The sequence below is a fragment of the Mesorhizobium sp. WSM4829 genome, from assembly GCF_055811475.1.
The window spans coordinates 174,455-197,077 of the sequence record NZ_JBVVQJ010000003.1 but is presented as its reverse complement, the minus strand read 5'-3'; the positions used below and the strand labels follow the sequence as shown (position 1 = coordinate 197,077).

The 22,623-nt window shown below is 62.2% G+C and carries 20 protein-coding genes and 1 pseudogene; 4 read left to right on the top strand and 17 right to left on the bottom strand.

Annotation, left to right across the window (positions count from 1 at the left end; all coding sequences use genetic code 11):
• Positions 1-6: 6 nt before the first annotated feature.
• Positions 7-1,089 (top strand): ABC transporter ATP-binding protein, encoded by a 1,083-nt coding sequence (locus tag AC0L17_RS04745; protein ID WP_473514958.1) that lies wholly within the window; start codon positions 7-9, stop codon positions 1,087-1,089.
• A 575-nt stretch (positions 1,090-1,664) separates the two neighbouring features.
• Here AC0L17_RS04745 and AC0L17_RS04740 read toward each other — a convergent pair.
• The 11 genes from AC0L17_RS04740 to iolG all read right to left on the bottom strand — a co-directional run bounded on the left by AC0L17_RS04740 (position 1,665) and on the right by iolG (position 13,715).
• A complete protein-coding gene (locus tag AC0L17_RS04740) occupies positions 1,665-3,002 on the bottom strand; it encodes a hypothetical protein (RefSeq protein ID WP_473514957.1) in 1,338 nt (445 codons plus the stop codon).
• 39 nt (positions 3,003-3,041) lie between these two features.
• Positions 3,042-3,566: an NUDIX hydrolase gene (locus AC0L17_RS04735; protein WP_473514956.1), complete on the bottom strand. Its 525-nt coding sequence runs from the start codon at positions 3,564-3,566 to the stop codon at positions 3,042-3,044.
• A gap of 493 nt (positions 3,567-4,059) precedes the next feature.
• A complete protein-coding gene (locus tag AC0L17_RS04730; RefSeq protein WP_473515029.1) occupies positions 4,060-5,136 on the bottom strand; it encodes a Gfo/Idh/MocA family protein in 1,077 nt (358 codons plus the stop codon).
• Between the two features lie 191 nt (positions 5,137-5,327).
• The gene (locus tag AC0L17_RS04725) at positions 5,328-6,332 is read right to left on the bottom strand and encodes a substrate-binding domain-containing protein (RefSeq protein ID WP_473514955.1); all 1,005 of its coding nucleotides are present in this window, start codon (positions 6,330-6,332) and stop codon (positions 5,328-5,330) included.
• Positions 6,333-6,389: 57 nt separating this feature from the next.
• Entirely contained in the window at positions 6,390-7,493 is a 1,104-nt protein-coding gene (locus tag AC0L17_RS04720) for an ABC transporter permease (RefSeq protein ID WP_413468431.1), read from the bottom strand.
• Positions 7,483-8,223, bottom strand: coding sequence for an ATP-binding cassette domain-containing protein (locus tag AC0L17_RS04715; RefSeq protein WP_091597838.1), 741 nt, complete (start codon positions 8,221-8,223; stop codon positions 7,483-7,485). The genes AC0L17_RS04720 and AC0L17_RS04715 overlap by 11 nt, the downstream gene beginning before the upstream one ends.
• 139 nt (positions 8,224-8,362) lie before the next feature.
• A complete protein-coding gene (locus AC0L17_RS04710; RefSeq protein ID WP_473514954.1) occupies positions 8,363-9,487 on the bottom strand; it encodes a Gfo/Idh/MocA family protein in 1,125 nt (374 codons plus the stop codon).
• Positions 9,477-10,442 (bottom strand): hydroxyacid dehydrogenase, encoded by a 966-nt coding sequence (locus tag AC0L17_RS04705; RefSeq protein ID WP_091597785.1) that lies wholly within the window; start codon positions 10,440-10,442, stop codon positions 9,477-9,479. Before AC0L17_RS04705 ends, AC0L17_RS04710 begins: the two co-directional genes overlap by 11 nt.
• Entirely contained in the window at positions 10,442-11,257 is an 816-nt protein-coding gene (locus AC0L17_RS04700; protein ID WP_473514953.1) for an HpcH/HpaI aldolase family protein, read from the bottom strand. Before AC0L17_RS04700 ends, AC0L17_RS04705 begins: the two co-directional genes overlap by 1 nt.
• A gap of 10 nt (positions 11,258-11,267) precedes the next feature.
• A complete protein-coding gene (locus tag AC0L17_RS04695; protein ID WP_091597779.1) occupies positions 11,268-12,704 on the bottom strand; it encodes an NAD-dependent succinate-semialdehyde dehydrogenase in 1,437 nt (478 codons plus the stop codon).
• A 3-nt stretch (positions 12,705-12,707) separates the two neighbouring features.
• Complete coding sequence (iolG, locus tag AC0L17_RS04690; protein WP_473514952.1) at positions 12,708-13,715, bottom strand: inositol 2-dehydrogenase; 1,008 nt, start codon at positions 13,713-13,715, stop codon at positions 12,708-12,710.
• Positions 13,716-13,822: 107 nt separating this feature from the next.
• Between iolG and iolD the strand changes: the two genes are divergently transcribed.
• From iolD to AC0L17_RS04675, 3 genes are all read left to right on the top strand, one after another.
• Positions 13,823-15,670 carry a 3D-(3,5/4)-trihydroxycyclohexane-1,2-dione acylhydrolase (decyclizing) gene (iolD, locus tag AC0L17_RS04685; protein WP_473514951.1) on the top strand — a complete coding sequence of 616 codons (1,848 nt, stop codon included), beginning with the start codon at positions 13,823-13,825 and terminating at the stop codon, positions 15,668-15,670.
• A 130-nt stretch (positions 15,671-15,800) separates the two neighbouring features.
• A complete protein-coding gene (gene iolE / locus AC0L17_RS04680) occupies positions 15,801-16,700 on the top strand; it encodes a myo-inosose-2 dehydratase (RefSeq protein ID WP_473514950.1) in 900 nt (299 codons plus the stop codon).
• A gap of 3 nt (positions 16,701-16,703) precedes the next feature.
• A complete protein-coding gene (locus AC0L17_RS04675; protein WP_473514949.1) occupies positions 16,704-17,537 on the top strand; it encodes an SDR family oxidoreductase in 834 nt (277 codons plus the stop codon).
• A 44-nt stretch (positions 17,538-17,581) separates the two neighbouring features.
• Here AC0L17_RS04675 and AC0L17_RS04670 read toward each other — a convergent pair whose 3' ends face one another.
• The 6 genes and pseudogenes from AC0L17_RS04670 to AC0L17_RS04645 form a co-directional block, all read right to left on the bottom strand.
• On the bottom strand, positions 17,582-18,457 hold the full coding sequence (locus tag AC0L17_RS04670) for a MurR/RpiR family transcriptional regulator (protein ID WP_473514948.1): 876 nt from the start codon (positions 18,455-18,457) through the stop codon (positions 17,582-17,584).
• Between the two features lie 881 nt (positions 18,458-19,338).
• Positions 19,339-20,163 carry a 3-methyl-2-oxobutanoate hydroxymethyltransferase gene (locus tag AC0L17_RS04665; protein WP_473514947.1) on the bottom strand — a complete coding sequence of 275 codons (825 nt, stop codon included), beginning with the start codon at positions 20,161-20,163 and terminating at the stop codon, positions 19,339-19,341.
• 59 nt (positions 20,164-20,222) lie between these two features.
• Positions 20,223-20,309: pseudogene (locus tag AC0L17_RS04660) on the bottom strand (hydroxypyruvate isomerase); the annotation flags it as partial.
• A 5-nt stretch (positions 20,310-20,314) separates the two neighbouring features.
• Entirely contained in the window at positions 20,315-20,623 is a 309-nt protein-coding gene (locus AC0L17_RS04655) for a MocE family 2Fe-2S type ferredoxin (protein ID WP_473514946.1), read from the bottom strand.
• 11 nt (positions 20,624-20,634) lie between these two features.
• Complete coding sequence (locus AC0L17_RS04650; RefSeq protein WP_473514945.1) at positions 20,635-21,594, bottom strand: sugar phosphate isomerase/epimerase family protein; 960 nt, start codon at positions 21,592-21,594, stop codon at positions 20,635-20,637.
• A complete protein-coding gene (locus AC0L17_RS04645) occupies positions 21,591-22,595 on the bottom strand; it encodes a Gfo/Idh/MocA family oxidoreductase (protein WP_473514944.1) in 1,005 nt (334 codons plus the stop codon). Before AC0L17_RS04645 ends, AC0L17_RS04650 begins: the two co-directional genes overlap by 4 nt.
• Positions 22,596-22,623: the final 28 nt, after the last annotated feature.

Sequence of the window (22,623 nt, the reverse complement as noted above, 5' to 3'; positions counted from 1 at the left end):
GCTACCATGAGCCAGATCACACTCACCGGCGTATCGAGGGCTTTCGGCAAGGTCGGCGTGCTGCACGACATAAATCTCGACATCCTTGACGGCGAGCTGATCGTCTTCGTCGGCCCCTCCGGCTGCGGCAAGTCCACGCTGCTGCGGCTCATCGCCGGGCTTGACCGGCCGACAGGCGGCGTCATCGCGATCGACGGCAAGGACGTGACCACCGTTCCGGCGGCCGACAGGGGATTGGCGATGGTGTTCCAATCCTACGCGCTGTACCCGCACATGAGCGTGCGCCAGAACCTGGCCTTCGGGCTGGAGAACGCCCGTATGACGCGCGCCGAAATCGATGCGCGCATCGCCGAAGCCGCGCGGATGCTGGAAATCGCGCCGTATCTCGACCGGCGCCCCGGCCAGCTCTCCGGCGGCCAGCGCCAGCGCGTCGCGATCGGCCGCGCCATCGTGCGCAATCCAACCGCTTTCCTGCTTGACGAGCCGCTGTCCAATCTCGACGCCGAGCTGCGCATCTCGACACGCGCCGAACTGGCCGCGCTGCACGAGCGGCTGTCGGCGACGATGGTCTATGTCACGCACGACCAGATCGAGGCGATGACGCTTGCCGACCGCATCGTCGTGCTGCGCGCCGGCCGCATCGAGCAGATTGGCACACCGCTCGACCTCTACAACCATCCGGCCAATCTGTTCGTCGCCGGTTTCATCGGTGCACCGCGTATGAACCTTTTGCCGGTAAAGGCGGCACCCGGGGCCACTGGCCGGTCAAGCCTCACGCTGGACGGTTCAGCTGGATTCGAGATCGACGGGAACGTCAGCGCGGCCAATGGCGACGTGACGCTCGGGCTGCGGCCACACCACATCAGCCTCGCTGATGCCGGCAAGGGAGACATTGCGGCCCGCGTAGCGCTGGTGGAAGCCCTCGGCTCCGAGACAATCATCCACACCAAGACAAGCGGCGGCCAGACCATGCTGGCGGTCGTCGCCGGCCAATGCCAGGTGGCTTCAGGCGACACGGTGGATCTAAAATTCGATACCAGCCATCTGCATCTTTTCGACGACACCGGCCTGCGCATCGCTGTGAGTTAGAAGTTGGTTAGCCCCGTCTGGGATGGCGTCGGAGAATGAATGGGCGTCCCGACATGACCCTGGATCGTGCTCGTGCGAGAAAATCAAACTGAATGCTGCGGGGAAAGCGAAGCTCGATTGGCCCACTTCAGCGCGAAGTTTGACATAAGTCATTGATATTAAAAGATTTTGGTAGGCCCGGAGGGCGTATTCAAACTATTGATTTCATTGCTTTTTTCGTGGGCCTGAATCGCAAGTCTTCCCGTATTGTCTCGTATGGTTCCGCCAACGCCATACGCGTGAAATTGGTGACACCAATGCGTTCTTCGCGGACGGAGCAGTCATTCGATGCTGTGATCGAACGGCTACTTGGCTTGATTAGCAGGCAGCGAAGTTGCCTCACATAGACGTTCGAATTCCACTCGGCTACGCCTGCCTCGACGGCATCGCGGAGGCACTTGAGACGGCAATTTCGGCTCGGTCGCCCGCCGTTCCAACTCGGCAATATGAGCGCCCGAGTGTGCCGCAGCGCTCGATCAGAGAGATATCGGCCGCCGCGATAGCCCCGCCGAACGCCGCCGGTTGCGCGCCATGATTCACCTGTGCTGGCGAAAGATCCATTCGCGGACAGGCTGGATCGTGTAGGCGACGCGCCAAGTGTTGCGGTGCCCGCTTGCCCCGGCAGTTGACTCTCCCTCGGGTATGACGGTGCCTTCACGAAAGGCGACATAGTTGATCGGGCTGCCCTTCGCGTCGATCTCGTCGAACGCCGCGTGGAACTCTTCCGCGCTCCACTGCGCGTCCCAGACGGCACGGCTAACACTGGCGCCTTCCTGCTCCAGGACCTCGGTGATGGCGCTCTGCCCCGGCCACGCCTTGGCGTCGTCCTGCGAGACCACGATGAAGAGCTTCTGCCGCGCCAGCGGCGCGACCAACGCCGGGTCCCATTGCCCGGCGACGAGGAAGGAAGCGGCGAAGAGGCCGGGATAGGCGATGTCCATGGCGATCGACATCATGCAGCCGCCCGATTGTCCTGTCACGTAGAGCCGGTCGCGGTCGATGGCGTATTCCTGCGCCAGCGCCTCGACGAGATGGATGGTGGTCTCCATCATGCTGGAGGTTCGGGAATCGTCGTCGGCGATGATCTCGGCATATTGCGGAGCGAGCACGAAGCACGGGCGTTCCGCCTGATCCTGCGGGTTCGCCCAGATCACCGCACCCAGCCCCTGGTACAGGGTGGTGCGCGTCACGTCGCTGGTCGTGCCCGCATCGTGCATGAACAGCACCAGCGGATAGGATCGGCTCGCGTCGTAATCCTTCGGGACGAACAGGTTGTAGCGCAGCAGATCGCCTGTCTCGGGATCGTTGAATTCCAGTTGCCGGAAATCGTCGACAACGAGGTTCAGCGTGTCGCTCGTCGCCAGCATCTCGTCGTTTGCGGCCACCGCATCGCCGTCGAGCGTCGTGACGGTGCCGGTCTGACCCACACGCGCTTCGGCATCCCTGTAGACCGTATCGTAGGTCGGAATGTCGCCCGCCTGACCGGGGCCGCCGCCGGCGGGAGGTCCGCCTTCACCGCCGCCACCCTGCGCCTGCACCCGTTCCGCAAGAAGGGCGCCTTCGTCCTCTGGTGCCAAGGCGACGATGACGAAACGGCCTGCATCCACGCGATCGGCCGGATCGGCCGAGGTGCTGGCGAAAACATCGGTGACGGTCCGGCCTTCGACCGTGAAGGCCGAGGGGGAGAGGCCGCCGGCGGCGATCGGTTCGTGATATTCGACGGCGACCGCCGTCAGTCTGACGCCGTCGCCGAACACCTGCGTGACCGCCGTCGCGCCCAGCGCGTGGCCAGTTCGCTCCTGCGCATCGGCCGGCAGGTTGATCGATAGCAGCGCTCCGGCACCCACGATTAGAAATTCCCGGCGAGAGCGCATTCCATAATCCTGTATCGCGTCCACGAGTTCGGCATTTCATCAGATGCAATTTTGGAGGGCTATAGCGCAGACATAGTTCTGATCACTATCCCGCCCGGCGGTCAGGTTGTCGCTTCCGATTATGTGCGCGCACGCAGACCAAAGGGCAGCAACGTGCATCGCCTGCATGCGCAGCTCGCCGCTCCGAAGGCGCAGCATTACCCCCGGTAACCCAGCGAGCACGACCTCTATGTCTTCGGAGGCGTCGAGCAATCGGTCTCCGCCTAGCACGACGTCCAGCGCGAGGTATGAGATGACGAGGTTGTTCTGGTTCGCCGGGTTTGGATATGAGACGAGGAGTCTCTTGAGCTCACCGGCACTGTACCCTGTCTCCTCGCACAACTCGCGGCGGGCGGCTGATTCAGCTGGGTCGGTCGCTCCCGCGGCATCGCTAGGCTCGACGGTGCCGCTCACCAGTCCGGTGACAACCTCCCGTCTCCCGTGCCGATACTCTCTCACGAGGACCAGTTGAAGAGTTTCGCGAGCCAACGCGACCACGTTAACCCAGTCGGGATATTCGATCACATGTTACGGGTTCACGTGAACGCCGCGGGGAGTGAGGCAGCGATCACTGCGGATGCGTAGCCACCGATCCTCATAAGTGACCGAGCTGGTGACAACCTGCCACGGCAGTATGGTGTCTAGCATCTTGCGAGTCATGTTTCAGGCCCTTAGCGGACAAATCATCCGGATACCACGCGAAAGGTAGTTGTCGGGTGAGGACCGCGGCCCATGCGGTCTTACGCCCATTTGAGTAGCACGATCGAGACGATTTTCGATGATTTCGTGGGCGGCTTCGATGCCTTGCACGGTGAAGGCGAGACTCGGCGCCGCCTCGAGTAAGGCGGCCTCCACCGAATGCGTACTTTCAGGTTGCTCCATCGGAACATAGTGCTCGCTATCAGGCACGATGATCAGCCGTTCGTTTTGCGCCGATTTCGCTTGGCTATGTGGTCGCCAGACCGGGGGCAACGCTTCTCGCAGTGAGTCTTGGCCGGTTCTGCGAGACGAAAGCGCGTCAGAGAAGCAGCCGTAGGTCCGTTGTCGGCAAGACGCGGATCATATCCGCAGTAGGATGGATCTGCCTGGCCGGCGTGTCTATCTTCTGAGGCTGGCCTGTGCTGGCGGCGCGCTCGATGGCAAGCAGGGCACGCACGTCAGCAAGCCCCTCTCCCCCATCCGGTTCAGGCGGTTGGGCATTCAGGATGCAGTCGGAGAAGTACGCGGTCTGTCCGGCGAAATGGTCGGTCTGCGGGAAGGTCTTTTCGGTGCCGATGTCGCCCTGCCGAAACTTCATGCGCACGGCAGTCTCGAAACGGAAGCCCGGGTCGGCCGTTACGCTCCCCTTCGTTCCGCCCACGTGGTAAAAATCCGAACTATCCGAGCCGAAGCTGGCAATGAACTGCGCAAGCCGGCCCTCGGGGAAGCGCAGCGTCACGGCAATGCTCTCCTCGACCTCCCCGACGACGGCGCTGCCGTTGCCGAAGCTCTTTACAGCGACTGCCTCGATCGGCTCGGCCGCAAAGATATGACGCGCGGCATTCAGGCAGTAGACGCCGATGTCCTGCAAGGGACCGCCCCAATAGGCGGCCTTGAGTCGGTGATTGTCACGCGATGCCACGAAGGAGAAGACCGCGGCAAAAATGCGGGGATCGCCGATCTCGCCGCTGCGGATGCGCTCCAGCAGTTCAACTGTGCCGGGCTCGTTGTGCAGCCGATACGCGGTCATCAGGTAGGCGCCGCTCTCATTGGCGGCGGCGATCATCGCCTCGCATTCTGCCTCGGTCGTGGCCAGCGGCTTCTCAACGAGCGCGTGCTTGCCGGCTCTCAGGGCTCGGATCGCATAGTCGGCATGCAAGGAGTTCGGTAATGCCACGTAGACCGCATCGGCGACGTCCGATGCGAGCATCTGATCGTACTGCTCGTAGCTGAAGACATGTTCCACGCCGTAGAATTCGGCGAGCTTCGCGGCGTTTTTGGCCGATCCGCTGACGATCGCCGTCATTGTCGAGTTTCCGGTCTGGGACACACCGGGCATGAAGGCTTCCTGTGCAATCCAGCCCGCGCCCACAACGGCGTATCGTATCTTTCTCAATTGGTCCTCCCGAATGGGATCACTCGCGGAACTCGTCTTCAAATTGCCATGCCGTGACCAACGGAATCTTCTCTGAGGCCCTGACGGCAGCGGTCGATTTTGAGCCAGTCACAAGACGGATTTGTTGTCGCTCACAGGGGCAAAGGCGGGCGAGAGTCTCCTCTCGCCCGCCGCAGAGTTGCGCGCCTCGCCTACTTTGCGATGCAGGTGTCAGCGGTTCCGGGCGTGCAGACGTCGAGGCCGGTGTAGGTCGGGTCGGCCGGCGCCGGCTTGCCGTCCTTCATGTCCTTCAGCGCCAGCATTGTCTTGTAGCCCATCTCGAACGGCCGCTGTCCGACCTGGCCGAGCGACAGACCTTCCTTCATCTGGTCCATCTGCACCGGCAGCGTGTCGGCGACGACCAGCGCCAGCTCCTTCTTGGCGATCTTATCCTTGTACGGCTCGACCGCAGCGCGATTGGCATCCGGTATGAATTGCGGAAAGCCGCCTGTCGGGACAAAGGCGTCGAGGTTTGGCGTCTTCGCCATGAAGTCCTGGAACTGCTGAACCGACAGGGCGAAGTCGTCGTTGGTATAGAGCGGGCAGCCCGGTGCTTCCGTCCAGCCGTTCTGGCCGGTCAGGGCATCACCCGGCGAGGCGGCCGACTCCTTGCCGGCCAGCGTATCGCGTATGCCCTTCATGCGCTCGTTGTGGTTGGCCGCCGCAGCTCCGCCCGACTGGATGCAGATGGTGCCGCCCTTCGGCTTAATGGTCTGCACGATCTTGGCGAGGTTGACGCCGATCTCGTAATTGTGCGTGCCGATATAGGCGACGCGCAGGTCCTTGTTCTCCGGTAGCACGTCCGAGTCCCAGGTAAGCACGGGAATGCCCGCATCCTTGGCGGCCTGAAGCGCGACGGCCATTGCCGCCGCGTTGGACGGGGCGACGGCGATGCCGTCGACCTTCTTGACGACCAGATCCTGCACGATCTGCACCTGGTCCTCGCCGCCGCCATGCTCGCCGGGGCCGATATACATGCATTCGAAGGCGCCGTTGGCTTCCGATTCCGCCTTCTTGCAGCCGTCGCGGGCCTGGTCGAAGAAGGGATTATTCATGTTCTTCGGCACTAGCGCGAAAGTGTATTTCTCCTGGGCGTAGGCCTGCCCCGCCATCAGCGCGGAAAACGCCACCGCCGCCGTCAGAATATTTTTTTTCACCTGTTCCTCCACTTTGTTTTGACGTCCACTATCCCGACGGCTTGCGGCCGCCGGATTCTATTTGCGCTTCCAGGTAAACATACCCTCCAGTGTCGCCCGCAGCGACTTGCCCGAGGTCTGCATGCCGAGAAGCACGGCAAGAATGATGAAGGCCCCGACAAAGGCGCCCTGCCAATTGGAATCGATTCCGGCCATCAGCAGTGCGTTGCGGATGACTTCTAGGAAGGCCGAGCCGATCACCGCGCCGAACGCGGTGCCGTAGCCGCCCATGAGGTTGGCGCCGCCGATGACGGTGCCGGCGATGACGCGAAGCTCGTATCCGGTTCCCATGGCGTTGATCGCCGAGCCGCTGTAGCCGAGCAGCAGAAGTGAGGCGACGGCAGCACAGAAGGCCGAAAAGACGTACGCCTGGAACTTGACCCGATCGACCGGCACGCCGGTCAGGCGCGCGGCGTGTTCATTGCCGCCGATCGCAAAAAGGTGACGGGCCCACGCGGTGAAGATGAAGACGAAGCCGACGATGAGCGCGAGGATCACCATCACCCAGAAATGCGAGGACAGCTCCGGGATCCAATGCGGCACCCAGCCGTCCGGCGTGTGCCGCGGCCATTTGGCCTGGCCGATTGCCTTGACGATCGGCGCATCGGGTCCGAACTGGTAGAGCATCTGGTTGCCGGACAGCACGACCGCCGCCGAGCGCGCGATCGACAGCATGCCTAGCGTCACCACAAAGGACGGCATGCCGATATAGGCGACGAAGAAACCGTTGAAGGCTCCACAGGCCATGCCCGCGAGCAGACCCGCGCCAAACGCCACGTACCAAGGCTGGTGCCAGGTGAGCAGCAGCCCGGCGACGATGGCGACCAGCCCCATCACCGAGCCGACCGAGAGATCGATGCCGCCGGTGATCAGCACCACCGTCATGCCCAGCCCCATAATGGCGATAGGTGCAAAATTGCGGGTGATGTTGGTGACGTTGGCGACCGTGCCGAAGCTGGGCTCCAGCCACGTCATGAAGACCACCAACACGAAGAGCGCGATCGCGACCCAGAAAGCCTGGCTGGCGATCATCTTCTGGAAAACGGTCTGCTCTCTCATGCCGACCACATCGCCGATCGACGCATGGCCTTCCTTCAGCGTGTCAGTCTGGCTATGCGTCACGGATCGCTCCTGTAATCAGGCCGGTGATCTCCTCCGGCGATGTATTCTCCGTCGCCTTGTCGGCCACTTTCGAGCCGCGTCTCATCACGATGATGCGGTCGCAGACGGCGAACACATCCGGCATGCGGTGGCTGATCAGCATCACCGACACACTCTGCGATTTGAGCCGCCGGATCAGCTCCAGCACCTCGGCTACCTGGCGGACCGAAATCGCCGCGGTCGGCTCATCCATCAGCACCAGCTTGGCGTTGGAGAGCCGGGTGCGGGCAATGGCGACCGCCTGCCGCTGGCCGCCTGACATTTTTTTGACCAGATCCCGCGGCCGCGTCTCCGACTTCAACTCTGCGAACAGTTTTGCCGAGCGGTTGATCATCGCCTGCTTGTCGAGCACGCGCAACGGCCAAAACCCCTTCTTCATCTCGCGGCCGAGAAAGACATTTTGGGCGGCAGTCAGATTGTCGGCCAAGGCCAGGTCCTGATAGACGACCTCGATCCCTGCGCCCCGTGCCTCGATCGGCTTGTGGAAATGGCAGACCTCGCCATCGACCGCGATCTCGCCGTCGGAGGGCGGGAAGTTCCCCGCAATCAGCTTCACCATGGTCGACTTGCCGGCGCCGTTGTCGCCCATCAGGCCAACCACCTCGCCGGCAGCAACCGTGAAGCTGACATCCGACAAGGCGCGGATAGCACCGAAGCTTTTCGAGACGCTTCGCACGTCTAGTACAGACACGCTCTCCTCCCTATGCGACATCGGCTTGAGCACTCGGCCGACGTGCCTCTCTCTTGTTGCAATATTTATTGCAATACAATCAAACATGCAACTGTTATTTCGAACGCGTCGGGATGCGAGATCAAGTTTCTGCCTCGCATCAGCCTGTCCTCAGCCACTTGCTCTCCCGAGCCGAAGCCTGAATTGCCTCCACCAGTTCCTGGATGCGTTGGCCGGCCCGGAAGCCGAAAGGCTCGTCTCGCTTCCCGGCGATCGCATAGACGAACCGCGCCACCTCGATAGCCTTCAGATCGTTGAAGCCGAGCTGGTGGCCCGGTGCGACGCAGAAGAGTCCATAGGGGTCGTGATCCGGGCCGGCCTCGATCCGCCGAAAGCCGCGCCGGCCGGCGGGATCGGCGGTGCTGTAGAAATGCAGCTCGTTGAAGCGCTCCTGGCTGAAGAAGAGCGCCCCCTTGGTGCCGTAAACCTCGAAATCGTGCTGCATCTTGCGGCCGGTTGCGACCCAACTCGCTTCGATGCTGCCTGACGCCCCGTTGGCAAAACGCAGAAATGCGCGGCCGATGTCGTCGACCTCTACAGCTCGGTGCCCACCCCCGCCGTCTGGACGGCTGGCGATGACGGTGACGGTATCGCCGACGACCTGTTCCACTGGGCCGAGCAGAAACTCGGCCGTGGCCAGCGCATGGCTGCCCAGATCAGCCAACGCGCCCCCGCCAGCGGGATCATGCCGGAACGTGAACGGGCTGTCCGCGTCCGCCATGTAGTCCTCGGCGTGGATGCCGCGATAGCTGCGGATCTCGCCCAACTCACCCGCGCGGATCATCTCCCGCGCCAGCGCGAGCAGCGGGTTGCAGAGATAGTTGAAACCGACCTGCGTCCTGACGCCGGCCGCTTCCGCCGCGTCGGCCATCTGCCGGGCATCCGCCGCAAGCGGCGCCAGCGGCTTCTCGCAATAGACGTGCTTGCCAGCGGCGATTGCCCCGAGCGCCATCTCCTTGTGGAAGGCATTCGGCGCCGTGATGTCGATCACGTCGATCTCAGGGTCCTCGACCAGACGCGTCCAGTCCCCGCTCGCCCGCGCGAAACCCAAGGTCTGCGCCGCCTGCGCCGCGAGCTCTTCGGTCCTGTCCGCGACGGTGTGAAGAACCAGCTCATAGGGAAGATCAAAGACTCGCTGCGCGGCGGCGAAGCCGAACACATGGGTCCTGCCCATGAAGCCGGTGCCGATCAGACCGATTCTGAGTTGAGGTTTTTCACCGGCCATTCAACTCGGCTCCGTTTACCACCAGCGCCGGGTCGATCCGACCGGCGAAAAAATCGAGCACGTTCTGCACCGACGAGATTGCCATGCGCTCGCCGCACTCGGCGGTGAGCCCGGCGATGTGCGGGGTCAGAATCACCTGGTCGAAGCCGAAGAGCGGATGGTCCGCCGCAGGCGGTTCATCGTCGAAGACGTCGATACCGGCCGCTGCGATGCGCCCCTCGCGCAGCGCCGCAATCAGCGCCGCCTCGTCGACGACGCCGCCCCGCGCCGTGTTGATGAGAACGGCAGTCGGCTTCATCGCCGAGAGTTCCACGGGACCGATCACCGGGCGCTCGGCCTTGGGTACGTTGACGGAGATCGCATCGGCCCAGGCGAGACCCGCTTGCAAGTCGCTCACCGGCGCGACCGGCCCCTCCGGCCAGCCTTGCCTCTCAAGGAATGGATCGTATGCGCGCACATCCATACCGAATGCCGCGGCCATGCGCGCCAGGTGGCGGCCGATCCGGCCGTACCCGAGGATCAGCAGCCGCTTGCCTGCGAGTTCGCTTGCCTCCAGCCGGTTGCGCCAACCCCATTCGCTGCCGCGGACCGAACGATCCGCACGGATGAGCCGCTTGGTTGCCGCCAGCAACAGCATCATGGCGTGCTCGGCCACCGACACCGAATTAACGTCGCCGACGACAGCCAGGGCGATGCCGCGCTGGTTGAGAGAGGGCAAATCCACCGCGTCGTAGCCGACGCCATGGCGCGAGACGATCTTCAGCCTCTCGGCGCGTGCGACGGTCGGAGCCGACAAGGGCTGGGTGCGAATGACGAGACCATCGGCCTTGCCGATCAGAGGTGCGTAGCTTGGCTCAGAGACATCTTCGACATAGTCGTAGGTGACGCCGGGCGACGCATCGAGAAGTTCGATGCCGCTTGGATGAAGCTTTCCGGCGACCAGGACGTGGGGCATCAATAGCCTTCCTTGCCGGCTTCGACCGAGACGGCTTTCGCACGCGTCAATTCGCGGAAGCTAGCGACACTTGCCTGCGCGGCGGAGGCAAGCAGGCGGGAGTCACCCGAGACGGTGGTCATGTCGAAGCCCCATTCGATGGCACGTGCGGCGTAGTCGGCCGTGCCGCAATGGAGCGCGGCGCGTTTGCCATGCTTCTTGCAGGCCGCAACGATCGTTTGCAGCGCCTCGATCATCTCCGGTTCCTCGCGGTCGAAGGCCGGTGCGAGACGCCCCTGGTGCAAGCTGAAGGTCAGGTCCGCGGGACCGACATAAATGCCGTCGAGCCCTGGCGTCGCGGCAATCGCCTCGAGATTGCGCATCGCCTCGGCGGTCTCGACCATGGCGAAGGCCAGGATCTCGGCATTGGCCTCGGCCGCATAATTGGCGCCCGCCGAAAAGTTGGCACGCGTCGGACCGAAGCTGCGCTGGCCGGCGGGCGGATAGCGCAGGTAGCTGACGAACTCGGCCGCCTGTTGCGGCGTGTTGACCATCGGGCAGATGACGCCGTAGGCGCCGGCGTCCAGCACCTTCATGATGATGCCAGGCTCCAGCCACGGCACGCGCGCCATCGGCACGACGCCCGAAGCGCGCATCGCCTGGAACATCGGCAGCAGCATCGAATAGTCGAGTGCGCCGTGCTGGACGTCGATGCTCACGCTGTCATAGCCCTGTGCGGCCATGATCTCGGCGGTGAATGGATTGCCGATCGAAAGCCAGCCGTTGATCGTGGGTCGGCCTTCGGCCCAGATCTGCTTGAGCTCGTTCTTGATCAAGGCGGCCTCCTCAGAACACGATCTGCGCAAGCTTGGTGTCGAGGTAGTCGCCGATCCCCTCGCTGCCGCCTTCGCGACCCATTCCAGAATAATTCGTGCCGCCGAACGGGGCTTCCGATGCGGCGAGAGCGAAGCTGTTTATGCCGACCATGCCCGCCTTCAACTCCGCCACCGTGCGGCGCGCGCGTTTCGGGCTTGACGTGAAGGCGTAGGCGGAAAGCCCCATCGGTGACGCGTTCGCGCGCTCCAGAACCTCATTGTCCGACGAAAACCGGGTGATCGCCGCGATCGGGCCGAAATTCTCCTCGGCAAAGACCCGCATGTCGTCGGCAACATCGGTCAGGACCGTGGGTTCGTGAAAATGGCCGGCATTGAACGCTGCGGCGCGATGCCCGCCCGCGACCAACTTAGCGCCTGCCTTCACTGCGTCCGACACGATGTCTTCGACCTCGGACAGCCGGCCGGCATTGATCAGCGGCCCCATCTGCACGGAGGGGTCGAGCCCGTCGCCCAGTTTCAACGCCTGGGCTCGTTGAACGAAGCCCTCCACGAAAGCGTCGTGCAGGCTTTCGTGGACGAAGAAACGGTCCGGGGTGACGCAGACCTGCCCGGCATTGGCGTATTTGGTCGGGACGGAAACGCTGAGCGCGGCGTCTAGGTCGGCGTCGTCGAAGACGATTAGCGGCGCGTTGCCGCCAAGCTCCATTGACACCTTCTTCACGGTGTCGGCGGCATCGCGGATCATCTGCTGGCCGACACGCGTCGAGCCGGTGAGGGACACCTTGCGCACCGCCGGCGAAGCCATGATCGGCGCATAGGTCGTGCTCGTGGGTCCAACGACCAGACTGACGGTGCCGGCAGGAAGATTGCCGGCGCGGATGCAGTCGACCATCAGCATCGCCGTCCCCGGCGTCTGACTTGACGGCCGGACGATCGTCGAGCAACCGGCCGCCAGTGCCGGCGCCACTTTGCGGGCAATCAGTGCTGCCGGAAAGTTCCAGGCGGTGAAGGCGGCGGCGATCCCGACAGGCTCGTGCAGAACTTCGAACCGACCGCCGGGTACGCGCGATTCAATGACGCGCCCATAGATCCGGCGGGCCTCCTCGGCGTACCAGCGGAACTGGTCGACCGCGAGCCCCCATTCGCGCTCGGACTGGGCAATAGGCTTGCCGGTCTCGCTGGAGATCATCCGTGCGGCCTCGTCCTTGCGGCGGATCATCTCGTCCGCGATGGCATGCAGGGCGGACGCGCGCTCAAAACCACCCTTGGATTTCCAGGCGGAAAACCCACGGGCGGCGCTGTTAAGCGCTTCTGCCGTGTCGGCGCGCGTGGCGATGGGAACCTCGCCCAGCGGCTTTTCCGTCGCCGGACTCATGACGGGTGCTGTTCCACCATCAGACGCCTTGCGCCACTTGCCGTCGATGAACAGTCCGTAGTTCGTGTACATGGCTCAACCGATCTCGCTGACCTTCACGAAGCGGCCCTCGACCGCCGACTTCATCGCTGCCTCGGCCAGGACCAGGGCGCGGCGCCCGTCCTCGAAGCCAACTTCCGGCGGCTCGCCCTTTTCGATGCAAGTGACGAAGGCATCGATCTCGGCATCGAACGCTTCGCGGTAGCGCTCAATGAAAAAATTCAAAAACGGCGTGGCGGCTTCGGTTTGCGCGACCGAGTAGCGGCGCAACTCATGAGGCTTCCTGTTGCCGCTGATCACCATGCCGGTGCTGCCCAGCAACTCGACGCGCTGGTCGTACCCATAGGTCGAGGTTCGGGAATTGTTGATATGGCACTGCTTCCCGCTGGCGGTGCGCATGACGACCATGACGCTGTCGTAGTCGTTCAGTTCCTTCATCATCGTCGGGTCGATCAGCCGGCCGCCGATCGCAAACACCTCGTCAGGCTCCTCTCCCAGCATGAAGCGGGCAAGATCGAAATCGTGGATCGTCATGTCGCGAAAAAGCCCGCCCGCGACCTCGTAGTAGGAGCGTGGCGGCATGCCGGGATCACGCGAGGTGATGATGACCTGGTGCACTTCGCCGATCTCGCCGGATCGTGCGGCGTTCCATGCCGCGCGGTGACCGGGATCGAAACGCCGGTTGAAGCCGATCTGGACCGGCACGCCCCTGGACAAAATTGCTTCGGCACAACGGTTCACCCTTTCCAGGCTGAGATCGATCGGCTTCTCGCAGAGCACGGGTTTGCCAGCGGCAACCGCCTTTTCGATGTAGTCGGCATGCGTGTCAGTCACCGTCGCGACAAGGACCGCATCTACATCCGCAGAGGCAAATACCTCGTCGGCGGACGCCGAAGCGCGAACGCCGTGCCGCGCCGCGACAGCCTCCGCGGACGATTCGTCGATGTCATAGACGGTGGCCAGTTCCGCACGAGGATGCGCGGCGATGTTTGCCGCATGCATCCTGCCGATCCGACCACAGCCGAGCACAGCAATCCTGAGCAAGAAATCCTCCCGGTTTGAATTTTTGCAATGATCGTTGCAAACATATTGATTTGTCAATAGGCATTCCGTATAGAGTTGGAAAGACCGTCGTTAGGGAGGAGACAAAGATGACCAGGGCCACTGTCCGTCTGACCATGGCACAGGCGCTCGTGCGCTACCTGTGCAACCAGTTCACGGTCGTTGACGGCGAGAAAGTTCCGCTGTTTCCTGGGGTCTTCGCCATCTTCGGGCACGGCAACGTGACCTGCCTTTCCGAAGCGCTGGAAGCGGTGAAGGACGTGCTGCCGACCTGGCGCGGCCAGAACGAGCAGTCGATGGCGCTCGCCGCGATCGGCTTTGCGAAGGCGAAGCGCCGGCGCCAGGTCATGGTGGCGGCCACCTCGATCGGTCCGGGGGCATTGAACATGGTGACGGCAGCGGGTGTCGCTCATTCGAACCGGCTGCCGGTGCTGCTGCTTTCTGGCGACACCTTCGTCAATCGCCGCCCCGATCCGGTCATGCAGCAGGTCGAGCATTTCGGCGACCCGACCATCAACGTCAATGATGCCTTCAAGGCGGTCACGCGGTACTGGGACCGCATCGTCCACCCCGAGCAGATCATCTCGTCGCTGCCGCAGGCGGTCGCGGTGCTGCTTGATCCGGCCGATTGCGGCCCCGCCTTCATCGCGCTGCCGCAGGATGTGCAGGAGATCGCCTGGGATTATCCCGAAGCCTTCTTCGAGCCGACCGTACATGCGATCCCTCGGCCTCGGCCCGATCGAAACCAGCTCGCCGACGCCACACGCCTCCTCAAAGGCGCCAAGCGGCCGCTGATCATTTCGGGTGGCGGCGTACGTTACTCCGGTGCCGAAAAGGCGCTCGGCGATTTCGCCGAGAAGCATGGGATACCGCTGGCTGAGACGATCGCAGGCAAGGGCGCGGTCACCCACGACCACCCCGCGCATGTCGGACCGATCGGCATCGTCGGCTCAACCTCGGCCAACGCACTTGCCGCGGAAGCCGACGTGATCATCGCCGTCGGCACACGGCTCATGGATTTCACCACCGGATCCTGGAGCGCCTTCTCCGCCGACGCGAAATTCGTCTCCATCAACGCCGCGCGCTGGGACGCCACCAAGCACCGGGCGCTTGCCGTTGTCGGCGATGCGCTGGAGACGGTGAGCGAACTCGAAGCCGCTCTCGGCGACTGGAAGGCGGAAAAAACCTGGACCGACAAGGGCAAGATGGAATTCGCCAAATGGAACACGATGCTCGACGGCTTCCAGAAGCCGACCAACGAGCCGGTGCCGACCTATGCGCAAGTGGTGGGCGTGGTGAACGCCAAGGCGGGCGAGCGTGACCTGCTGATTACCGCGGCCGGCGGACTGCCCGGCGAAGTGATGAAGAACTGGCGGGTGAAGGAGCCGAACACCTTCGACTGCGAGTTCGGCTTCTCCTGCATGGGTTATGAAATCTCTGCCGGCTGGGGGGCCGCCATGGCCGACCCCTCCCGCACGCCGATCGTCATGATCGGCGACGGCACGTACATGATGATGAACTCCGACATCTATTCCACGGTGCTCGCCGGCCACAAGATGATCCTCGTGGTGTGCGACAATGGCGGCTATGCGGTGATCAACCGGTTGCAAAATGCCAAAGGCGGCGCCTCTTTCAACAACCTCATCAAGGACTGCCGGGTGAAGGAGCCCTTTGCGGTCGACTTCGCCAAGCACGCGGAAGCCATGGGGGCGCTCACGCGGCGTGTCGAAAGCCTTGCCGATCTCGGCCAGGCGATCGAATGGGCGAAGACCACCGACCGCACCACCGTCGTCACCATCGTCTCCGACGCCTTCACCTGGACGCCCGGTGATGCGTGGTGGGACGTCGGCGTGCCGCAAGTCAGCGATCGGGCCGAGGTTCGCGAGGCCCATTCCGTGCAAGCCGAAGGCCGCAAACGGCAGCGCATAGGTGTCTGAGTTTGTCGGGCGCCCCTCGGGGCGTCCTCTGCCGGAACGATGCGACACTCCCTGAGCATTGTTCCGGCAGTATTTTTTTCGTGGCGCCAACAGTCGGCGGAAGCGGCTGGAATGATGATAGGAGAAGAAAATGAGAGCCAAGCTTGGCATCGCGCCGATCGCCTGGTGGAACGATGATCTCCCCGAATTGAGCGACGACGTTTCGCTGGAGGAGTGCCTGCGGCAGGCCCGTGAGGCTGGCTTCACCGGCATGGAGACTGGCCGCCGCTTCCCGATGGACGCGGCGGTGCTTGAGCCCATCCTGAGGCAGCATGGCATGAGCGTCTGCGGCGGCTGGTTCTCCGGTCGCTTGCTGGTCGGCGACATCGATGAAGAGAAGGACCGCATCGCCGCGCAGATGCAGCTGTTCAAGGCGACCAATGCGCCCTGCATTGCCTATGGCGAGACGGGTCGGACCATCCAGGGCGACCGCGAAACGCCGCTGGCCATGCGCCCGCGTCTCGACGAGGATCAGATCAAGGCTTACGGCCGCAAGCTCACCACTTTCGGCGAATGGTGCGCGGATCAGGGCATGCCGCTTTCCTACCACCACCACATGGCCGCGCCGATCGAAAGCGAACAGGACGTCGATCTGCTGATGAAGCATTCTGGCGCGGCACTGCCGCTGCTCTACGATGCCGGCCACATGGCCTTTGCTGGCGGCGACGTGCTGCGGGTGATCGACAAGCACCACGCCCGCATCTCGCATGTACACACCAAGGACATCCGCCAGGCGGTCGTGGACGGGCTCGACCGCAACCGGGAAAGTTTCCTCGACTCGGTGGTCAAGGGAGCCTTCACCGTACCTGGTGACGGCTCGCTGAACTTCGAGGCGATCGTCGAGCGCCTGGCAAGCCACGGCTACGAAGGCTGGTTCGTCGTTGAAGCCGAGCAGGATCCCATCAAAAGTCCGCCGCTCGAAATGGCGAAGATTGGGCACAAGGAATTGCTGCGCGTGATGGCCGCGGCGGGCTACACAGTGGAGAGCTAAAGCATGAATCGCATGGATGGAAAGGTCTGCGTTGTCACCGGTTCGACGCAGGGGTTGGGAGCGGCCATTGCGCGCCGGCTTGCGGAAGCCGGCGCTGCAGGCGTCGTGACGCTCGGCCGCAATGAGGCCAAAGGCCGTGCCGTGGCCGAGGCGATCACGCGCGACACCGGCGTGCCCGTCCACTTCGTCGAGGCCGATCTCGGCAAAGTCGAGGATTGCCGACGCGTGATGGCGGAGGCCGAGCGCGTTTACGGCAAGATGCATGTGCTGGTGAACGCAGGTGCCCGCACGGACCGTGGCACCATCCTCGATACTTCGCCCGAACTCTTCGACGCCCTGTTCGCCGTCAATGTGCGCGGACCTTATTTCCTCATGCAGGAGGCCATCAGGCACATGATCCGCGCTGGCATTGAGGGTGCGATCTGCAACATCGGCTCGATCTCGGAACATGCCGGCCAGCCCTTCATCAACGTCTACTGTGCCACCAAGGCGGCGCTGGCAACGCTGACCCGCAACACAGCGTTTTCCGTCATGAAGAATCGCATCCGGGTCAACCAGTTGGATGTCGGCTGGATGGCGTCTGATCACGAGCGGGAGCTACAGGCGAGTGAGACGGGCGATCCCAATTGGGAAGCGAAAGCCGTTGCGAACCTGCCCTTCGGACGCCTGATCGACCCCCGCGAAGTCGCGCAGGCGGTAAACTTCCTTGTTTCGGACGATGCCGGGCTCATGACAGGTGCGGTGGTGGATTACGACCAGACAGTCCTCGGTGCCGCATCCGGCCCCATGGCCGTGCCTGAAAAGGCGATGGTGCTCTCGCCTTCCGACACTGATTGAGAATCGACGGCCGGCGGATCGCCAGCGTGCGCGGTTTGCAGTCCCTAACGCTCGGTAACCGTTGGAATGCGGGGATTGATCGTGTTGTTCTGAAGTCTGGCCGCCAAGGCCACAGTTAAGGCCTGGGCAAGACACATGGGCGCCGCCAACGAGCGCGAGAAAGTGTATTCGTGCTCCGGTACGGCGAAGAGAACGCGCGCGCTCTTGGCCAAGGGAGACAGCGTGCTGTCCGAGATCGCCACGATGGGTACTCCTCTTCCCGCCGCTTCTTCCACGACATTGACGACCTCATTTGCATAGAAGCGAAACGACACCGCAAACAGCACATCCTCCTTTCGCATTGCGCGGGCCATATGCGTGGCGAGCCCGCCGCCCGGGTCCAGAAGCACACAACGCTTGCCCAGCATGGTCAGTATATAACGAAGGAGTTCGACCACCGGCGCCGAGCGCAATTGTCCGATCAGATAGATAACGTCGGCCTTCTCGAGCAGACTCACAGCTTCAGCCAAATCCTTAGGCTGGATAGCAGTGAGCATTTCTTTTAGGGATGCAATGTCGCGAACGACCAAGTCGTGCATGAATCCCAACTCGCTGCGATCCGTGCGCGCACCCAGTTCCGTCTCCAGCGCCTTGACGCGAGCTTCGAAACCGGGCGCGGCAGTCGACAATCGTTTCTGGAACAGGCTTTGCAGTTCCTTGAAACCGTCATAGCCCAGTGCCTGGGCAAAGCGGACGAAGCTCGATGCATGAACGCCGCTGGTCTCTCCGATCGCATTCACCGATCGCACCGCGACGTCATTCGGATTCTGGGTGAGATACAACGCTATCTTCTGGTACGACTTGCTCATCTCGCCGTACCGATCGTGAATCACGCGGATGAGATCCTCATAGTCCTTGGGAGCTTCGACCTTCTGTTCCACGATGCACATCCTCGCAATTTTTATTGCATGATGGCGTCTTTGAAGGCTTTTGACCAGCAGAGAGTTGTCGCCTTCGTACTGCGCACAGTTCAGCTTCGCGGTTCGCTAGTTTTCGCCGCGCAGCAAATCTGTAGCAGCGCATGCGATGCGGTGGCGCGGACCCGTCGCGGCTCTGGCAAGCGCCATCGGCAAACGGCGCCTCAAGACACCCATCGGCCGCCTTACCGCAGAAACGGAAGAGAGAGGGGAACTGCCCCATCCATCATTGGGTGGACTGTCAGATATTAGGTGCTGTTCTGTTCGGCGGATACAGGGGGTTCGAGTCCACGTTGTGGGCAAGCAGGAAAAAATAGAATAGAATCAAATATTTAACCGTATGCTTTGGTGGGCCCGGAGGAACCTGTTCAAATTATTGATTTCATTGTCCTTTTCGTTGGCACATATCGAGGAACCTTCCCGTGTCATTCCGTATGGTTCCGCAGCAGGCAAGCGCCACATGTTGCCCGTGTTATGCCATGGTCCTTCTCAGCAGTTCGCCTTCACGTGTTCTTCCTGAAGTTTGAATCGATGCAGAATATGATTTCGAAAGCTTCTCTGCATTTCCTCAAACGACCCGAACCCGAGACGCGATGCAAGTCGGGACACGGTCGCGGGTGATACATGGCAGCGGCGCGCGATTGCGGCGGCATTTTCGAAAGCCACGTAATCCGGCTCCGCAAATATCACCCGGGCGACAGCCTCCGACTTCGCCGGAAGTGTCAGTTCCCTTTTGGCAATCAGCGCTTTGAGCTCGTCAAGCGATGGCGCTCGTCGGTTGTCGACTGGCACGCGCTGTCGACCGCATGTCCGTGAGGGATAAGATGAGCCCACAGACATAGTTCTCAACCTTTGACTATCTTCATGAAGACATCGAATTCGGCATCCGCAATCGAAACCGTGTGCTCGTTACCGGGATATCTGCCTGAATCGACGTCTGCCTTGTAATCCTTAAAGGCAGCGACGCGCTCGTCCTGAATCTTCTCCAGCTCAGGGCCAAGGTTTCGATAAACTTTTCCGTGTCGCGGTTTATGGTTCTTGCCGTAACCGCAGACATCTTCTGTGAAGAGGTACTGCGCATCGGCATATTTGCCAGCGCCCATGCCTAGCATGACAAGCGAGGAGTTTTCGGTGAGGAATTTCGCGACGCGATCTGGGACGACTTCCAGCTCCGCGCCGAAGACTCCTATTTGCTCCAGATTTTGGGTGTGTCGCCAAATGCGCACCGCTTCGTCGGCAGTCTTGCCGACTGCGCGCCAACCCGTCCAGGTGATATAAGACGGCACCAGGCCGATATGGCCAACGACAGGAATGTAGTTGTCGCATAACGTCTTCTGGATGTCGTATGACGCCGCACAATAAAACGCGTCGCCGCCTATGCCGGCAAAGTGGAACGCTGCACGCAGATAGTCCTCCGCTGTTGCGAGCGGGCGGCCCGCGAAACTCCCATAGCTGCCATATGGCAAACCGACTTGTACGAAACAATCGCCGGCTGCCTGGCGCATTTCCGGATCGAAATATCGACCTTCGATGGAGAGCATATGGATGCCGGCGGCGGCTGCGGCAGCCGCCTCATCCGGGGTGCTGACGAAGAGCATGGAGATTTTCTGTCCGCTCTTCTTCATCTTGCGGATGTCCTCGACATGAGGACGGTTGTGATACATGCCCATAATCAGCCTCCGCGGGGGATCAGGCAGTCTTGTATGTCAAACGGCGCTTTGGCGATGAATGGCCAATTCATTTCGGCGCGCCAAGTAATCGGGCGGTCGCGCCAGAGCATCTCGGCGCAGGCTGCAAGCTGGAACGGCTGGTCCATATGGCTCAGGTCTCGATCATGATGCGGCCATTTTCGACCTTCGTCTTGTACGTCTTGAGATTCTCGCAAGCTGGCGGGGTCTCTACGTCCCCAGTCGTGAAGTCGAAGACGGATGCGTGTTTAGGACACTCCACTGTATTCCCCATTACGAGACCGTCGGCGAGGTGAATACTCTCGTGCGTGCAAAGCCCGTCGGTGCAGAAATATTCGTCCGCATCATTTCGAAAGATCGCAAAGGTGCGACCGCCATGATCGAAGCGCTTGGCTTCCTCGGCTTCGATGTCGTCGGCGGCACAGGCGTCGATCCAAGGCATGGAACCTCCCTTCAGATGGCTTGCGGTTTGTAGTCGGCGGGGGCGGACGGCATGACCCCCTGCAGTAGCGCCACGGACTTTTCGAGTCCCTCCAGGGAGTTCAGGAGCACGTCCTCATGCTCGATGGAAAGCCAGCCGTCATAGCCGGCCATCTTGAGGCGATAGCAGAATTGCCGCCACCACTCCTCGCCATGGCCGAAGCCAAGCGTGATGTAGCTCCATGACCGGGCCGGAATAGCCATCAGGCTGCCATTCTCGAGCAGAGAAGTCGTCGCCTGCACTGGTGCGTTGAGCATCGTGTCCTTGGCATGAACGTGATAAACCGCCTCGCCCAACGATTGGGCCGCCGCCAGCGGGTCGGCACCCATCCAGAACAGATGCGAAGGGTCCAGATTCGCCCCCACGACCGGTCCGACCGCCTGTCGCAACTTCAGAAGCGAAGGCACGTTGTAGACGCACTGGTTGCCGTGGAGCTCCAGCGCAATGCGCTCGACGCCGTTCGCTTCTGCCAGCGCCACGATCTCGGTCCAGAAGGGGATCAACTTCTCTTCCCACTGGTATTTCAGGATCGCCTGCGTTTCCGGAGGCCACGACGAGACGACCCAGTTGGGCATGGTGTCGGCGGCGTTGCCGGCCGGGAGCCCGCTCATGGTGCAGACGGTACGGATGCCAAGCTCGCCAGCGACACGGATTGTGTCTCTCAGCCCCTCACCCTGTGAAGGATCGGTCGGATGCAGCGGATTGCCGTTTGCGTTGAGGCTGATGATCTCAAGCCCACGCTCCTCGAACGCTCCGGTGAAGCGGTTTTGGGCCTCCCTGTCGCCCAGCATGGACGAAAGCCGAAAATGTGGCGCAGTGGACCAGCCACAGGTGTTTACCTCGACGCCGGAGACACCCATGCGCTTCGCATGATCCAGCATCGTTTCGAAGGGCAGGTTGCCGAGGCTGTCTGAAACGAAACCCAGCTTCACGCGTAAAACTCCGGCTTTGCGATCATTTGGACGGGTACGCGGCGGCCCTCGTGCAACGCCTTCACGCCCGCCTCGGCAACGACGGCGGCGCAATAACCGTCCCAGCAATTCGCAGCGGTTGCCGGGAACTCACCAGTCATGGCGAAGCGTAGGAAGTCGCGGTTCTGCCGACGGTAGGCATCGGCATAGCGGGTCCGCCAGTCGGCGTCGTAGCTCGTGCTCTGTGCAAGCGCAGAATCGATGCGAGTGTAGGCGACGTTGTTCATCGCAACGGTCCCCCGCTCGCCGATCAGCTCGGCGCGGACATCGTAACCATAGGCGGCATTGTTGTTGATCTCGATGTTGACGAGCTGGCCATCGACCGTCTCCAGCACCATGAAGACAGGCGCGACTCGGGCATCTGAGCGTTTCGGCTGGAAGGCCGAGATCGACGCATATTCCGTCGAGAGCACATAGCGCACGACATCGAACTCGTGTGGAGCCGAATTGGTGATAGCCATAGCGCCGGTGAAATCTGCAGCCGGCGTTTCGACATTGCGGTGAAAATTGTGCATCATCAGGGGCCGGCCAAGGCGGCCGTCTGCTAGCGCCCGTTTCATCTCCTGGTAGGAGCGATCGTAACGCCGCATGAAGCCAAGCTGGACGAATTTCGCGCCCGCCTTCTGTTCGGCCTCCATCACCGCTATACAGTCAGCGGACGCTTGCGAGAGGGGTTTTTCGCACAAGACACGCTTGCCGGCGGCAATGCAGGCCTTCGACAGCGGCGCATGCGTGGCGTCAGGGCTCGCCACGATGATTGCGTCCACGTCCTTCCGCGCAACAACGCCTTCTGGATCGGTGGAGATGTCGAGCGCACCAAAGGTGTCGGCCACAGTGCGGGCACGCGCCTCATCCATGTCGCACACCAGCTGAAGGCTTGCTCCGGGAAGGTCTTCCGCCACTATCCTGGCGTGGTCGGCGCCCATCACACCGGCACCGATCACCGCAATCCGTATTGTCATATTTCTTCTGCTTTGTTCGACGTGAAGT

Excerpts from the sequence above, each read along its gene's own strand:
- AC0L17_RS04745 (WP_473514958.1), top strand. The coding sequence starts at position 7 with ATGAGCCAGATCACACTCACCGGCGTATCGAGGGCTTTCGGCAAGGTC.
- AC0L17_RS04740 (WP_473514957.1), bottom strand. The coding sequence starts at position 3,002 with ATGCGCTCTCGCCGGGAATTTCTAATCGTGGGTGCCGGAGCGCTGCTA.
- AC0L17_RS04710 (WP_473514954.1), bottom strand. The coding sequence starts at position 9,487 with ATGGCCGGTGAAAAACCTCAACTCAGAATCGGTCTGATCGGCACCGGC.
- AC0L17_RS04705 (WP_091597785.1), bottom strand. The coding sequence starts at position 10,442 with ATGCCCCACGTCCTGGTCGCCGGAAAGCTTCATCCAAGCGGCATCGAA.
- AC0L17_RS04695 (WP_091597779.1), bottom strand. The coding sequence starts at position 12,704 with ATGTACACGAACTACGGACTGTTCATCGACGGCAAGTGGCGCAAGGCG.
- iolD (WP_473514951.1), top strand. The coding sequence starts at position 13,823 with ATGACCAGGGCCACTGTCCGTCTGACCATGGCACAGGCGCTCGTGCGC.
- iolE (WP_473514950.1), top strand. The coding sequence starts at position 15,801 with ATGAGAGCCAAGCTTGGCATCGCGCCGATCGCCTGGTGGAACGATGAT.
- AC0L17_RS04675 (WP_473514949.1), top strand. The coding sequence starts at position 16,704 with ATGAATCGCATGGATGGAAAGGTCTGCGTTGTCACCGGTTCGACGCAG.
- AC0L17_RS04665 (WP_473514947.1), bottom strand. The coding sequence starts at position 20,163 with ATGGGCATGTATCACAACCGTCCTCATGTCGAGGACATCCGCAAGATG.
- AC0L17_RS04655 (WP_473514946.1), bottom strand. The coding sequence starts at position 20,623 with ATGCCTTGGATCGACGCCTGTGCCGCCGACGACATCGAAGCCGAGGAA.
- AC0L17_RS04645 (WP_473514944.1), bottom strand. The coding sequence starts at position 22,595 with ATGACAATACGGATTGCGGTGATCGGTGCCGGTGTGATGGGCGCCGAC.